Raw genomic sequence first — 14,799 nt, 5'->3', positions numbered from 1 at the left:
TCTTGCCGTGGTCCACGTGACCGATCGTGCCCACGTTCACGTGGGGCTTGGTGCGCTCGAATTTTCCTTTTGCCATTTTCGACTCCGAAAAAACCTAAATCTTATGAAGAGATTGAAGCGCAACCAGAACCGTGCGCACACTTTTATATGTGGTGCCCATGGGCAGGATCGAACTGCCGACCTCTCCCTTACCAAGGGAGTGCTCTACCACTGAGCCACATGGGCGAAAACCAAACAACACTAACGCAGCGCTGGAGCGGGAGACGGGAATCGAACCCGCGTCATTAGCTTGGAAGGCTAGGGTTCTACCATTGAACTACTCCCGCACAACCTCGTACACACATCACGCCATGCATGCACGCCATTGCCGCCGTTAGGCTCTTCTTCTACCATTACTGGTGGAGGGGACTGGATTCGAACCAGTGTAGGCGTAAGCCAACAGATTTACAGTCTGCCCCCTTTAGCCACTCGGGCACCCCTCCGAAGAAGAATTAGATTGTAGCATCGTTTTTTGGGCTTTTGAAGAACTTGCCCTATTTCGCACTTCTTTGTGCCGCGCTCACTTCATCATACCGACCAGCACCGGCATCAGCAGCGCGGTGGCGATTCCGTTGAGCGCCATGGCCAGCGCCGCAAAGCCCGCGGATTCTGGGCTGCGCTGGATCTCGCGCGCGGTGCCGATGGCATGCGCCGTGAGCCCGACGGCCACGCCGCGCGTGGCCGCATCCCCGATCCGCAGCATGCGCAGCACCGGATCGGCCACGATGACTCCCACGATCCCGGTGATGGCCACCGCCACCGCGGCCAGCGATGCCACGCCGCCGAACTCCGCGGCCACTGCCGTGGCTATCGGTATCGTGGCCGACTTCGGCGCGACCGACATCATGATCTCGGCGCTGCCGGCAAACAGCCAGGCAATCCCCACCGCGGACGCAATCCCCACCGAGCCGCCCACCAGCACCGCCAGCGTGATCGGCAGCCACAGCTGGCGCAGGCGCGGCCACTGCGCATACAGCGGCACCGCCAGCGCCACCGTGACCGGGCCGATCAGCGCATTGAGAAAGGCAACGCCCCGGTAGTACTCGTCGTAGGGCACGCCAAAGCAGCTCAGCACGCCGACCACCATGAGCACGCCCGTCAACACCGGTATCAGCACCGGCCTGGAGCCCGCTCTTATATAGAGCTGCTGCGCCAACAGGTAGATGATCGCCGTCAGCGCCACCCATACGGCCGCAGAGCCGCGCAGCACATGCATGGCCAGCCACTCAGACACCGCGCACCCCCGAGCCTGCGCGGGACTGCAGCCGCATGGCCCAACGCATGGTGAGCGCGGTGGCCGCCAGGGTGACTACCGCCCCCAGCACGCAGGCGGCCAGAAAGGGCAGCCATTCCGCGCGGATGCGCTCTTGCTGCACCATCACACCGGCAACCGTGGGAATGAACACCAGCATCATGTGCGGCAGCATTGCCTGGGTGGCCGACTGCAGCCAATCGGGAATCCGGCGCCAGGCCACCAGCAATGCCAGCAGCAGCAAGGTCCCCGCCAGGGAGCCGGGGATGGGCAGATGCAGCAGCCGGGCGAGCACCTCACCCAGCCACTGCAAGCCAAACAGTAGTGCGACAGCTTTGATCATGGCCGCATTGTCGGGGCATTCGCATGCCGCACGGGCACGGTGCGCAACCCATGGCCGGCATCAGAAATCCAGCGGCCGGCCGTCATCCAGCCCATCTGGCTGCGCGCCGGCAGGGCCGGTGCCACGCTGGCCTTCCGCGCCGCGGACCGCACGGCGCCGGTGCGCGACATGGTAGGAGGTCAGCACCTGGTGCGCCACCATGTCCAGGCTGGGCCGATGCTGGCCTTCTCGGTCCACCCACACCTTGGGCGTGAGGCTGCCGGACAAGGCCACGCTGTCGCCATCGCCCAGCCCCAGCAGCGCGGCCACCGGCGCATCGTCGAAGGCGATCACGTTCACGAACAGGCTTTCGCCATCGCCCGCCGCGGCCCGCACCTTGGCAATGGCGAAGGGCTTGCCGGTCTTGCTGGTGCGCTCGGCCGGCTGCCCATGAATGCGCCCCATCACCAATCCGTCGATCATCGCAATTCCCCTTGTTCGGCCTTGCGGCTTATGCACAGGAGCCAAGAGCGCGGCGCCTGTGCAAGACCGCCGCAAGGCCCAGCAGCACGGCTGCTCCGGCGCTGCCCAGAGGGGAAAGCGCTGGAGTGGCCTGTGCCGAAACAGCCTCGCCATGGAGCACCAAGTGCACGGTGCTGTCCCTGGTGATGCCATAGTCCGCCAGTGTCTGGCCATATTGGTTTTCACCCATCGGCTGCCAGAACCCAATGGCTCACAGCCATCAAGAATCAGCAGCATCGCCATCGCAGGGAATGGCATGGCCAATGCTGGCACAGATGCCCACCGGCCGCCAGCACCCACTCTAGCCGACAAGCTGCATCGCGCCGCCTTGCAGCTCCCGCCAGCTTCGCCGGCTTGTTTGCGGCGACAAGGCGCAGCAGCTGCCAGGAAATAAAAGATCTTGAAAACCAATGGATTATGGAAAATTTCGGCGGACAAGGATCTCAAAAGCGAAAAAACCTTACCAACGCTCGAAGACCGGCGCCTGCGGGCTCGGCGCCTTGCACCGCAGGCCGCCTCCGCGAGCAGCCTCTTGGGCAGGTTGTTCACAGCCAAGCGGCGGCGCTGGATCGCTGGCGCGAAATGCCAGTTATTGATCGACCACAAAGCCGTCAAAATGCGGCCGCATGGTAATGGGCTTGACCAGGGGCGGACGGATCTTCTGCGCATCGGGCAGCAGGTTCATGCCCAGGCCCGGGCCCGAGGGAATATCCACGAAGCCGTTGAGGGGCCGAGGTACCTGGTCCACGATGTTGCTGCCCAGGTGCTCAGGGCGCGACTCGAAGATGCCGGCCTCAAAGCCCGTGGCGTATTCCTGGATGGCGAAGTTCGGGATGGCAGCGTCCAGCTGCAGGCATGCAGCCAGCCCAATAGGCGACAGCGGGTTGTGAGGCACAACCTGGACATGGTGTGCTTCGGCAATCGCCGCCACTTTCTTGGCCCCTGTGATACCGCCGCACAGGCACAGGTCCACCCGCGCATACTCGACCCCGCCGCGGGCCATGAGGGTCTGGAACTCGTAGATGTTTGCAAAGCGCTCGCCTGTGGCGATGGGAATGGCAATCTTCTCTGCCACGCGCGCCATGCCGTCCGGGCCTTCCGGGCGGATCGGGTCCTCGATGAACATAGGATGCGTATGCTCGATGCCGCGGGCAAACACGATCGCCTCCGCCGGCGTGAGGCGGCGATGGATCTCGATCAGCAGATCCACGCGGTCGCCGACAACCTCACGCATGCGCTGCGTGTTCTCGATCGCATCGCGCATTTTCTTGATGTGCGTTTTGAAATACACCTGGTCATTGCCCTCATCCAGGAAAGGATTGAGGTGGCCGAATGCATTAAAGCCGGCCTCCATCTTCGCCTGGCATTCGAGCAGCATTTTCTCAATGCTGTGCTCGTAGATGTGGCCATAGATGCGCGCCTTGGTGCGCGCCGCGCCGCCCAGCAGTTCGTAAATCGGCACCCCCAAGGCCTTACCCTTGATATCCCATAGGGCGATGTCGATGGCCGAGATCGCGGCATTTTCAGCCAGGCCGGTGAAATAGCTGAAGCGGTGCATCACATTCCAGTGATGCTCGATGGCGAACGCGTCCTTGCCTTCCAGATACTCGGCAAAACGCTTGATGCAAACGCCAGCGGCCTCGATATGCCCCCAGGTGCCGGCTTCACCGTAGCCGACGGTGCCGTCGTCCGTGGTGATGCGCACGAACATGAATTGCCCCACGTGCAAGGGCTCGACTTTGCGGATTTTCATGGCTTGCTTCTTGATTGATGCATGGTTGGGACGATGGAAAATCAGTCCAGCTTGATCTTGGCCTTGTTCACCAGAGCGCCCCAGCGGGCCGCCTCGGCCTCAATGTGCCGGGCCGCTTCGCCAGAAGACATGAACACAGGATCGGCGCCATTGGCCATCAAGCGCTCCTGCACTTGCGGCTTCTGGATTACCTGCTGCACCTGTGCATGCAGGTAGCTGATCACCTGCGCCGGCGTGTTCTTGGGCGCAGCAAGACCGAACCAGTTGGCGATGCGGAAATCGGGATAGCCGGCTTCGGCCGAGGTCGGCACCTGCGGCAGCGACGACAGACGCTTGGTGTGCGCTACCGCCAGCGGACGCATGCGCCCCGAACCCATCTGGGCAGCCACCGTGGGAGCGGCTGTGATGAGCACGTCCACCTGGCCACTCAGGAGATCGGCCACGGCAGGCCCGGAGCCCTTGTATGGCACATGCGTCATGTCGATGCCCGCGACCGATTTCAACAGCTCGCCCGCAATATGCGGCCCACTACCGGCACCGCCCGACGCGAAATTGAGCTTGCCGGGATTGGCCTTGGCCAGCTCAACCAGCTCGCGCATGCTGTTCGCCTGGACACCCGCATTGACCACCAGCACATAGGGCGCCTCGGCAAACACCGTGATGGGGGTCAAATCCTTGATGGGATCGAAGTTCAGCTTGGGAAACAGCGCGGGGATGATGGTCTGGGTCATCTCATTGGCCAGCAGCGTGTACCCGTCCGGCGGCGCCTTGGCCACCAGGCCGGTCGCGATCGTGGTGCTGCCGCCGCCCTTGTTCTCGGCCACGAAGGCCTTGCCCGTGGAGCTGGCCAGGGACTGTGCGATCAACCAGCCGATGATGTCGGTCGTGCCTCCCGGCGAATAGGGGATCACGACGGTGACGGGTTTGGCGGGATAGGTCTGCGCCGAAGCTGCGAAAGGCAGGGTGGCCAGAAAGAGTGCAGCGGATCGTCGGGTCCACCGCAAGGTGGGAGTTTGCATGTTTGTCTCCTGGGTTTTTGCTGCCACAGCGGCGTGCGGCAATTCACTTTACGAGGCAAACAACTCTGAATAATCTGCTGAAAATTACACCATTCTTTAATCTGATTGAACAATGCAAGAACTCTCGCCCGCATCGTCGGAGATGGCCTTCTTCCATTTGCTGGTGCGCTGCGGCAGCCTGACTGCCACGGCCAGGCAGCTGGGGCTCACCACACCCGCAGTCAGCCGCAAGCTGGCATTGCTTGAGGCGCGGCTGGGCGTCACACTGCTGACCCGGACCACGCGGCGCAACATGCTGACGCCCGAAGGCGAGGAGTACCTGCTGCAGGCGCGGCGCATCCTGGCAGAGATCGAGGAGATGGAATTGCAGTTGCGGCAGTCCGTCGCAGAACCTCAGGGTCTGCTGCGCGTGAATGCCACCCTGGGGTTCGGGCGCAGCCACATCGCGCCGGTCATCTCGCGCTTTCGCAAGACCTATCCCAAAGTCCAGGTGCAATTCCATCTCTCCGTCACGCCGCCTGCCCTGACTGACGATGCCTACGATGTGTGCATACGGTTCGGCGAACCGCCGGATGCGCGCGTCATTGCGCGCAAGGTGGCGGACAACCGGCGCCTGCTGTGCGCATCGCCGGCCTACCTGGAGCAGCATGGAATCCCGCGCGCTCCCTCGGATCTGAGCCGGCACCAATGCATCAGCATCCACCACGGCCAGGATGCCTATGGCACCTGGCGCCTGAGCAGGCAAGGGCAGACCGTGTCCGTCAAGATTTCCGAAGCCATGGTCACCAACGACGGGGACATAGCAGTGGCCTGGGCGCTGGACGGCCACGGCATCCTGATGCGCGCCGAGTGGGACATCCAGAAATACCTGCAAAGCGGCAGGCTGCGCCAAGTGCTCCAGCAGTACACCACCCCGCCCGCGGACATCTATGCCGTGTTTCCTCCGCGCCACCAGCAAGCACGCCGCGTGACCGCTTTCGTGGACTATCTAAGCACTGCGCTGCGTGCCTCAGGGCAAAAGAGCATGGCTTGAACGCAGCCCTACCAAACTCGATCCACTGAATACCGGCATGGGATATGCCAACAAAAGCGCCAACAATTTGCCGACATGCCCAGAGCACATCCGAGACCACGCCAGACAACAAAAAACCCGCGATGCCAGGAAGCATGCGGGTTTTGAGAGATTCCGAGACTATCTGAGATAGTCGGGTGGTGCGGCTGGCGGGGATCGAACCCACGACCCTTGGCTTCGGAGGCCAATACTCTATCCACTGAGCTACAGCCGCTAGGTGGCTTGCCTTGCCGGCAAACCATGCAGCTCGGGATTATCGCACGGCTGGCATGCCATCCGGCCCAGGCCGGGTAACTTGACGGCGGCGGGGCCGTCAGGCCTTGGCATCGAGGCGGAATCCCAGCCCCTTCAGATAGGCATCGACGGCGGCGGCGCCCACGGGTGCGATGAGGAAGCTGCCGCCATTGAGCACCCAGCCATGTATCAGCCCCACGAAGAGCGAATGCAGGCCCAGGGCGGCGTCGGCCGGCGATACGGGCAGTTGCAGCGCCTGCTCCTGCGCCGCCTGCGCGATGGCCCGGGCGAACTGCTCCTGGTTGCCGCGCGCGCTTTCTATATGGCGCGCACGCACGCTCTCCAACTCGCCCACGTATTCCATCTTGAACAGCGCGGTGTCGAAGATGCGCAGGCGGCGCTGATCGCCATCCATGCTCTCGAACACCGAACGGATGGAGTGGCGGATGCCCTCCAGCGGCGATAGGCTGTTGCAGTGGTTGGCGCACACCTCGTCGAACGGCATGCAGATGCGGTCCAGCATGGACAGGAAGACATCGACCTTGTCCTTGAAGTGCCAGTACACCGCGCCGCGCGTGGCACCCGCGTGCTGCGCGATCTCGTTGAGCGACGCGCGGGCCACGCCCTTCTCATAAAAAACCTGCTCCGCGGCGTCGAGCAGCCGGCTGCGGGTCTCGTCCGCCTCCGCTTTGGTTCGTCGAGCCATGTCATCTCCTTCATGCGAGCAGATGGCATCCGGGCGACAAGGCCATGAATGCCAGTGCAAGCTCATCGGTTAATTATACATTTATGCATGTATGTATAATGGCGCAGCAATTTTCTGGGGAATCAGATACTCTCGCGATCCAGACCACCGAACCAGCCGGCACCAGCCATCGGTCCAGAACAAAAATCCGATACGCTGGCAGGCCTGCAATTGCTTTGACGCCGGGCACGATGCGCCTCGCCATCCCGGCACCACCCGTTTCGTTTCGTACAACATACCGGAAGGACTTTCATGCGATCCATGTATGAAGACACCCGCGCTTCTGAAGGTCGTCAAACTGCCGCTGCGGCCAGCCCTTCGCGCTCGCTGGCGCTGGGATTGACCTTGATGGCCGCCGTGGCGCTGGCGGCCTGCGGCAAGAAGGAAGAAGCCGCCCATGCGCCCGCCGGCGGCGGCGCCCCGGCGGTCGAGGTGGGCGTGGTCACCGCCAAGCCCCAGGAGGTATCGCTGGTGACCGAGCTTCCCGGCCGCCTCGAGGCCTACCGCGTGGCGCAGGTGCGCGCGCGCAGCGCCGGCATCCTGCAAAAGCGCCTGTTCCAGGAAGGCAGCGATGTCAAGGCCGGCCAGACCCTGTTCCAGATCGATGCGGCGCCGTATGCCGCCGCCGCGGACAGCGCCAAGGCCAGCCTGCAGCGCGCCGAGGCCAACCTGGCCCAGGCCAACGCACTGCTCAACCGCTACAAGCCGCTGGTGGCCGCCAACGCCATCAGCAAGCAGGACTTTGTGAACGCCGAGGCGGCGCAGAAGCAGGCCGCCGCCGATGTCGCCGCCGCCAGGGCTTCGGTGACCACCGCCAGGATCAACCTGGGCTACGCCACGGTGACCGCGCCGATCGCCGGCCGCATTGGCCGCGCGCTGGTGACCGAAGGCGCGCTGGTCGGCCAGGGCGAGGCCACGCAGCTCGCGGTGATCCAGCAGATCAACCCGATCTATGTGAACTTCACCCAGTCGTCGGACGATGTCTTCCGCCTGCGCCGTGCGCTGCAGGAGGGCAAGCTGCAGAAGGCGCCCGGCACCGAGGCCGCCAAGGTGAAGATCCTGATGAGCGACGGCACGCCCTACAGCAATGACGGCAAGCTGCTGTTCACCGACCTGACGGTGGACCCGAGCTCGGGCCAGGTGACGCTGCGCGCCGAGGTGCCCAACCCGCAGGCGGCGCTGCTGCCGGGCCTGTATGTGCGCGTGCGCATCGAGCAGGCCCAGCTCAGCAATGCCATCTTGCTGCCGCAGCAGGCGGTCACCCGCACCGAGCAGGGTAATTCGGTGAGCATCGTCGGCGACGACGGCAAGATCACCAAGCGCAACATCACCATCAACGGCTCCAAGGACAACCAGTGGATCGTGACCGACGGCCTGAAGGCCGGCGAGAAGGTGCAGGTCGACGGCTTCCAGAAGCTGCAGATGATGCCGCCCGGCGTTCCGGTCAAGCCGGTGGAATGGAGTCCGAGCAGCAGCGCGCCGGCGCAGGCGCCCGCCGCAGCCGGCAAGGACGCGGCCAAGCCCGCGGCCGGCGCTGCTGCTGCGCCCGCTGCCGCGGCGGCCGATGGCAACGCTGAAACCAAGAAGTAAGAGGCCCCTTCTATGGCCAAGTTTTTTATTGATCGACCTATCTTTGCCTGGGTGGTCGCCCTGTTCATCATCGTGATCGGTGCGCTGGCGATGACCCGGCTGCCGATCGCGCAGTACCCCAAGGTGGCGCCGCCCGCGATCGTCATCAACACCGCCTACCCCGGCGCCTCTGCGCAGGTGCTGGAGGACAGCGTGCTATCGGTGATCGAGCGCGAGATGAACGGCTCGCCCGGCATGGTGTACATGGAGTCGGTGGCCCAGGCCGACGGCACCGGCAGCATTACCATCAGCTTTGAGCCCGGCACCAACGAGGACCTGGCGCAGGTGGACGTGCAAAACCGCCTCTCGCGTGCCACACCACGCCTGCCCTCCTCGGTGACGCAGCAGGGCGTGCGCGTGGACAAGGCGGCGAAGAACTTCCTGCTGTTCGTGATGCTGTCCTCCGACGATCCGGCGTTCGACCCGACCGCGCTGGGCGACTATGCGTCGCGCAACATCGTGCCCGAGATCCAGCGCCTGGCCGGCGTCGGCCAGGCACAGCTGTTCGGCTCGGAAAAGGCCATGCGCATCTGGTTCGACCCGGCCAAGCTGCGCGGCTACAACCTGTCGGCCGAAGACGTGCTGACCGCCATCCGCAACCAGAACGCCCAGGTGGCCAGCGGCACCATCGGCGACCTGCCCAACATCACCGGCCAGAAGGTGGCCGCCACGGTGACGGTGCGCGGCCAGCTGTCCACCGTGTCGGAGTTCGGGAACATCGTGCTGCGCGCGAACGTCGATGGCTCGACCGTGCGCCTCAAGGACGTGGCGACCGTGGAGCTGGGCGGCCAGACCTATGCCACCGGCGCCCGCCTCAACGGCAAGGACGCGGTCGGCATCGGCGTGCAGCTCACGCCCAGCGGCAATGCGCTGGCCACATCGAAGGCGGTGCATGCGCGCATGGAGGAGCTGCAAAAGTACTTTCCCCAGGGCGTGAAGTACAGCGTGCCCTACGACAGCTCCAAGTTCGTGGGCATCTCCATCGAGAAGGTGGCGCACACGCTGTTCGAGGCGATCGCGCTGGTGTTCCTGGTGATGTTCCTGTTCCTGCAGAACTGGCGCTATACGCTGATCCCGACCATCGTGGTGCCGATCGCGCTGCTGGGTACCTTCGGCGTGATGCTGGCCGCCGGGCTGTCGATCAACGTGCTGGCCATGTTCGGCATGGTGCTGGTGATCGGCATCGTGGTGGACGACGCCATCATCGTGGTGGAGAACGTCGAGCGCATCATGTCCGAAGAGGGCCTGGCGCCGCGCGAGGCCGCGCACAAGGCCATGGGCCAGATCTCGGGCGCCATCGTGGGCGTGACCCTGGTGCTGATCGCGGTGTTCATTCCGCTGGCCTTCTTCTCGGGCTCCACCGGCAACATCTACCGCCAGTTCTCGGTGGTGATGGTCGCGTCGATCGCCTTTTCGGCGTTCATGGCGCTGACGCTGACGCCCGCGCTGTGCGCCACCTTGCTCAAGCCGGTGGAGGCGGGCCACCACCATGAGAAGAAGGGCTTCTTCGGCTGGTTCAACCGCGGCTTCTCGCGCACCGCCAAGGGCTACGAGGGCTGGGTGTCGCGCATGCTCAAGCGCGCCATCGTGATGCTGGGCATCTATGCCGCCATCATCGCGGCGGCGGTGCTCATCTTCCGCGACCTGCCCACCTCCTTCCTGCCCAGCGAAGACCAGGGCTACTACATCGTGAACATGCAGCTGCCGCCCGGCGCTGCCAAGGAGCGCACGCTGGAGGTGGTCAAGACCGTCGAGAACGCGGTGCTGCAGCAGCCCGAGGTGGCCAACATGGTCAGCGTGGTGGGCTTCAGCTTCTCCGGCCAAGGGCAGAACGCGGCGCTGGCCTTCGTGCCGCTGAAGGACTGGTCCGAGCGCACCGATCCCAAGTCGACGGTGGATGGCATGGTGGGCCGCACCATGGGCCTGCTCAGCGGCATCCGCGATGCCTTCGTGTTCGCGGTGAACCCGCCGCCGATCTCGGAGCTGGGCAACGCCACCGGCTTCTCGTTCCGCCTGCAGGACCGCGCCGGCCTCGGCCACGAGGCCCTGGTCAACGCGCGCAACATGCTGCTGGGCATGGCCTCGCAGAGCAAGGTGCTGGCTGGCGTGCGCCCCGATGGCCTGGAAGACGCGCCGCAGCTGCAGATCGTGATCGACCGCGACAAGGCGAATGCGCTGGGCGTGGACTTCTCGTCCATCAACGCGGCGCTGTCCACCGCGCTGGGTTCGGCCTATGTGAACGACTTCCCCAACCAGGGACGCCTGCAGCGCGTGGTGGTGCAGGCCAACGCGCCGGCCCGCATGCAGCCGGAAGACGTGCTGCAGCTCAACGCCCGCAACTCCAAGGGCGATGCGGTGCCGCTGTCCACCTTTGCCACCACCAAGTGGATCAAGGGCCCGCAGCAGACCATCCGCTACAACGGCTACCCGTCGATGCGCATCGAAGGCGGCGCCGCGCCCGGCCACAGCTCGGGCGAGGCCATGGCCGAGATGGAAAAGCTCGCGGCCAAGCTGCCCGACGGCTTCGGCTACGAATGGACCGGCCAGTCACGCGAGGAAAAGCTCGCCGGCGCGCAGGCGCTCTACCTGTACGCATTCGCCATCCTGGCCGTGTTCCTGTGCCTGGCCGCGCTGTACGAAAGCTGGTCGATTCCGCTGTCGGTGATCCTGGTGGTGCCGCTGGGCCTGCTGGGCGTGGTGCTGGCCACGCTGCTGCGCCAGTACTCGAACGACGTGTACTTCCAGATCGGGCTGGTGACCGTGATCGGCCTGTCGGCCAAGAACGCGATCCTGATCATCGAGTTCGCCAAGGACCTGCAGGCCGAAGGCAAGGGCGTGATCGAAGCCGCGCTGGAAGCCGCCCACCTGCGGTTCCGCCCGATCATCATGACCTCGCTGGCCTTCGGCCTGGGCGTGGTGCCGCTGGTGCTGGCCTCGGGCGCGAGCTCGGCCAGCCAGCGCGCCATCGGCACCGGCGTGCTCGGCGGCATGGTGACCGGCACGCTGCTCGCGGTGTTCTTCGTTCCTGTCTTCTTCGTGGTCGTGCGCAAGCTGTTCGGCAGCAAAACGCCGCCACGTGCTCCTGCCGCAGCCCCGACTGCCACGCATGGAGGCGTCAACCATGGCTAAGAAACTCATCCCCACCCTGCTGGCGAGCGCGCTGCTGGCCAGCGGCTGCTCGTTCATCCCCAAGCTCGACAAGCCGGCCGCGCCGGTGGCCGCCAGCTACCCGGTGGCCACCGAGGCCAACGCCACGGCGGCAGCCGACATCCCGTGGCAGAACTTCTTCACCGATGCACGGCTGCAGCAGCTGATCTCGATGGCGCTGGAGAACAACCGCGACCTGCGCGTGGCGGTGCTGAACATCGAGCAGGCCCGCGCGCAGTACCAGATCCAGGCATCCAAGCTGCTGCCGGAAGTGGGCGCAGGCCTCACCGCCACCCGCGGCCCCAGCCAGACCACCGGCAAGATCGGCAACACCTACACCGCCGGCCTGAGCATGCCCAGCTGGGAGATCGACTTCTTCGGCCGCCTCGCCAGCCTGAAGGAGCAGGCGGTGGCGCAGTACCTCGCCACCGAGGAAGGCCGCAAGGCCGCCCAGGTGAGCCTGGTGGCCGCGGTGGCCAATGCCTGGCTCGGCCTGCAGGCGGACGAGGAGCTGCTCGACATCTCGCGCCGCACGCTGAACACGCGCGAGGAGTCCATCAAGCTCACCAAGCTGCGCTTTGACGCCGGCGCCGCCTCTGAGCTGGACTTCCGCCAGGCCCAGTCGCTCACCGAGAACGCCCGCGCCACGCTGGCGCAGCAGCAGCGCCAGCGCGCGCTGGACGTGAACGCTCTCACGCTGCTGGTCGGCCAGCCGCTGCCCGAGGAGCTGCTGGGCAGCCTGCAGGGCAAGAAGCTGGCGGACCTGCCGGCGCTGGCCGACGTGCCCGCCGGCCTGCCCTCCGAGCTGATGCTGCGCCGCCCCGACGTGCGCCAGGCCGAGCAGGCCATGGTCGCCGCCAACGCCAATATCGGCGCGGCGCGCGCGCTGTTCTACCCGAACATCTCGCTGACCGCATCGGCGGGCTTCGCCAGCACCGAGCTGTCTGACCTGTTCAAGTCCGGCTCCAAGGGCTTTACCATCGCGCCGTCGCTGTACCTGCCGATCTTCACCGCCGGCCGCAACCAGGCCAACCTGGACGCGGCCGAGGCCGGCAAGAAGATTGCGGTGGCCCAGTACGAAAAGTCCATCCAGACCGCGTTCCGCGAAGTCTCCGACGCGCTGGTGAGCCGCGCCACGCTGGCCAACCAGCTGGATGCGCAGCGCGCGCAGCTCGAGGCCGAGTCGGTGCGCCTGAAGCTCTCCGACCTGCGCTACACCAACGGCGTGGCGAGCTACCTCGACCTGCTGGACGCGCAGCGCTCGCTGTTCGCGCTGCAGCAGGCCACGGTGCAGATCCAGCTGGCGCAGCTGCAAAACCAGGTGCTGCTGTACAAGGCCCTGGGCGGCGGCTGGAGCGAGCAGCCCGCTGTCGCCGGCGCAACTGCGACTGTAGGCTCCGCGCAACCCATTGCTGGCAAACCATAGGCCCGAATCCGGCTGCTCTGAAGCACAATGGTTCGCTGCACCATGCGGCGAGCCATTTTTTTATGACTTGCATCAGGACTGCGGCGGAAAGCGCCGCCGCGCCTGCCCGCATGGTCGTGGAACAGAGGCCGTCGATATAATCGATCGCACCTCGCCTACAACGAACGATAAGACCCCGATACTCCTGAGGACGCAATGAGCGACATCCAGCACGAAGAAGCACACACCGGCCCGATCAAAACCCCCAAGCAGCTGCTGTGGGCCAGCATTGGCGCTTTCGTGGTTCCCGTCTTTGCCATCATCGGCCTCGTGACCTATGTCACCTCGGCCAACAAGCCCGGCGCTGGTGCATCCAACGATGAAAAATCCGTGGCCGCCCGCATCCAGAAGATCGGCACGGTCGAAGTGCGCGATGCCAACCGCCCGCTGCGCTCGGGCGAGGACGTGTTCAAGGCCCAGTGCTCGGCCTGCCACGCCACCGGCGCCGCCGGCGCCCCCAAGTTCCAGGACGCCGCCGCCTGGGCCCCCCGCATCAAGACCGGCCTGGACGCGCTGGTGCACTCGTCGCTGGCCGGCAAGGGGGCGATGGCACCGCAGGGCGGCGGCGACTTCGACGACACCGAGATCGCACGCGGCGTGGTCTACATGGCCAATGCCGCTGGCGCCAAGTTCCCGATCCCCGAGCGCCCAGCCGCTGGTGCGGCGGCAGATGCCGCCGCAGCCGCCCCGGCACCTGCTCCTGCCGCCGCCGCTGCGCCCGCACCTGCTGCAGCACCCGCAGTGGCCGCAGCGCCGGCACCCGCTGCCGCGCCATCTGCCGCCGGCAAAGCCTTGTACGACCAGACCTGCGCGGTCTGCCATGCGGCTGGCGTTGCCGGCGCGCCGAAGTTCGGCGACAAGGCCGCCTGGGCGCCCCGCATCGCCGAAGGCATGGACACGGTATTCAAGATCGCGCTCACCGGCAAGGGCGCGATGCCGCCCAAGGGCGGCGCCAGCGCCTCGGACGACGACGTGCGCGCCGCGGTGGAGTACATGGTGGAGCACTCCAAGTAGGCACACTCAAAAACAGGAGCTATCAGCGCTTGCCAGCAAAGCGATTGAGGTTAAAAACTATTTGAATCCATTGCCAAGCAAGCGCCAGCAGCTCCTGTTTTGATAGAAACCCAGGCCGACCCCGTGTCGGCCTTTTTGTTGCGTGCTACAGGCACGGAGCCAGGCCCTGCGGGCTGGGCACAAAGCCGAAGCGCGCGGCCAGGCCCTGGCGCTCGACCTCTTCGGGCGGCGGCAGCAGGCCCGACTCCAGCGCGGCGGCGGCGTCCAGCATGTCCTGCGTATGCACCGAGCCCAGGCCCAGATGCGTGTGCAGGTACAGCTGCCCCTGCCCATCCAGCAGTGCCGCGCGCACATCGGCGCAGTCCAGCGCCGCGCCGGTATGGCTGTGCAGCTGCAGCGCGCCCGCGCTGCAGCGCAGGCGCCAGACCCAGGGCGCCAGCTCCAGCTCCACATACACGCGCTGCGGCCCGTTCTGGAAGAACCAGCGGCCATCGGGCTCGGCCAGGTAGTTGCGGGCTATGAAATCCACCAGCTTCTCATGGCGCAGCAGCGTGCCCCTGGCGCCGGCGCCGGCGCCGCCGCCCAA

At 65.4% G+C, this 14,799-nt stretch carries 12 protein-coding genes, 4 tRNA genes and 1 pseudogene; 5 read left to right on the top strand and 12 right to left on the bottom strand.

Annotated features, from left to right (window positions below; all coding sequences use genetic code 11):
• From ACODRX_RS25225 to ACODRX_RS25185, 9 genes and pseudogenes are all read right to left on the bottom strand, one after another.
• Nucleotides 1–76, bottom strand: a pseudogene (locus ACODRX_RS25225) (GTP-binding protein); the annotation flags it as partial.
• 74 nt (nucleotides 77–150) lie between these two features.
• A tRNA-Thr gene (locus tag ACODRX_RS25220) sits at nucleotides 151–225 on the bottom strand.
• A 27-nt stretch (nucleotides 226–252) separates the two neighbouring features.
• Nucleotides 253–326 (bottom strand) — tRNA-Gly (locus tag ACODRX_RS25215).
• A gap of 70 nt (nucleotides 327–396) precedes the next feature.
• A tRNA-Tyr gene (locus ACODRX_RS25210) sits at nucleotides 397–482 on the bottom strand.
• 77 nt (nucleotides 483–559) lie between these two features.
• The gene (locus ACODRX_RS25205; protein WP_488874296.1) at nucleotides 560–1,255 is read right to left on the bottom strand and encodes an LrgB family protein; all 696 of its coding nucleotides are present in this window, start codon (nucleotides 1,253–1,255) and stop codon (nucleotides 560–562) included.
• Between the two features lie 10 nt (nucleotides 1,256–1,265).
• Nucleotides 1,266–1,634: a CidA/LrgA family protein gene (locus ACODRX_RS25200; protein WP_488874294.1), complete on the bottom strand. Its 369-nt coding sequence runs from the start codon at nucleotides 1,632–1,634 to the stop codon at nucleotides 1,266–1,268.
• A gap of 60 nt (nucleotides 1,635–1,694) precedes the next feature.
• A complete protein-coding gene (locus ACODRX_RS25195) occupies nucleotides 1,695–2,096 on the bottom strand; it encodes a single-stranded DNA-binding protein (protein WP_488874293.1) in 402 nt (133 codons plus the stop codon).
• 628 nt (nucleotides 2,097–2,724) lie between these two features.
• Nucleotides 2,725–3,888, bottom strand: a complete 1,164-nt coding sequence (locus tag ACODRX_RS25190) for a mandelate racemase/muconate lactonizing enzyme family protein (protein WP_488874292.1) — start codon at nucleotides 3,886–3,888, stop codon at nucleotides 2,725–2,727.
• 41 nt (nucleotides 3,889–3,929) lie between these two features.
• Nucleotides 3,930–4,907 carry a Bug family tripartite tricarboxylate transporter substrate binding protein gene (locus ACODRX_RS25185; RefSeq protein ID WP_488874291.1) on the bottom strand — a complete coding sequence of 326 codons (978 nt, stop codon included), beginning with the start codon at nucleotides 4,905–4,907 and terminating at the stop codon, nucleotides 3,930–3,932.
• A 112-nt stretch (nucleotides 4,908–5,019) separates the two neighbouring features.
• Between ACODRX_RS25185 and ACODRX_RS25180 the strand changes: the two genes are divergently transcribed.
• Nucleotides 5,020–5,940, top strand: coding sequence for a LysR family transcriptional regulator (locus tag ACODRX_RS25180; protein ID WP_488874290.1), 921 nt, complete (start codon nucleotides 5,020–5,022; stop codon nucleotides 5,938–5,940).
• Between the two features lie 177 nt (nucleotides 5,941–6,117).
• Here the strand turns inward: ACODRX_RS25180 and ACODRX_RS25175 are convergent.
• Both ACODRX_RS25175 and ACODRX_RS25170 read right to left on the bottom strand, forming a co-directional pair.
• Nucleotides 6,118–6,193, bottom strand: a tRNA-Arg gene (locus tag ACODRX_RS25175).
• 99 nt (nucleotides 6,194–6,292) lie between these two features.
• Nucleotides 6,293–6,919, bottom strand: a complete 627-nt coding sequence (locus tag ACODRX_RS25170; RefSeq protein WP_488874289.1) for a TetR family transcriptional regulator — start codon at nucleotides 6,917–6,919, stop codon at nucleotides 6,293–6,295.
• A gap of 300 nt (nucleotides 6,920–7,219) precedes the next feature.
• Here ACODRX_RS25170 and ACODRX_RS25165 point away from each other — a divergent pair, with 300 nt between their 5' ends.
• The 4 genes from ACODRX_RS25165 (at nucleotide 7,220) to ACODRX_RS25150 (ending at nucleotide 14,213) form a co-directional block, all read left to right on the top strand.
• A complete protein-coding gene (locus tag ACODRX_RS25165) occupies nucleotides 7,220–8,548 on the top strand; it encodes an efflux RND transporter periplasmic adaptor subunit (RefSeq protein WP_488874295.1) in 1,329 nt (442 codons plus the stop codon).
• A gap of 12 nt (nucleotides 8,549–8,560) precedes the next feature.
• Nucleotides 8,561–11,716 (top strand): efflux RND transporter permease subunit, encoded by a 3,156-nt coding sequence (locus ACODRX_RS25160; RefSeq protein ID WP_488874288.1) that lies wholly within the window; start codon nucleotides 8,561–8,563, stop codon nucleotides 11,714–11,716.
• Complete coding sequence (locus ACODRX_RS25155; protein WP_488874287.1) at nucleotides 11,709–13,160, top strand: efflux transporter outer membrane subunit; 1,452 nt, start codon at nucleotides 11,709–11,711, stop codon at nucleotides 13,158–13,160. Before ACODRX_RS25160 ends, ACODRX_RS25155 begins: the two co-directional genes overlap by 8 nt.
• 195 nt (nucleotides 13,161–13,355) lie before the next feature.
• Nucleotides 13,356–14,213 carry a c-type cytochrome gene (locus ACODRX_RS25150; protein WP_488874286.1) on the top strand — a complete coding sequence of 286 codons (858 nt, stop codon included), beginning with the start codon at nucleotides 13,356–13,358 and terminating at the stop codon, nucleotides 14,211–14,213.
• Between the two features lie 145 nt (nucleotides 14,214–14,358).
• Here the strand turns inward: ACODRX_RS25150 and ACODRX_RS25145 are convergent.
• On the bottom strand, nucleotides 14,359–14,799 hold a 441-nt coding region (locus ACODRX_RS25145), incomplete at its 5' end, for a DUF2946 family protein (protein WP_488874285.1).

It is taken from the genome of Comamonas sp. FG99 (assembly GCF_057808605.1).
Note: the sequence above shows the minus strand (reverse complement) of the source record. Positions and strands in the feature narration are given on the sequence as shown.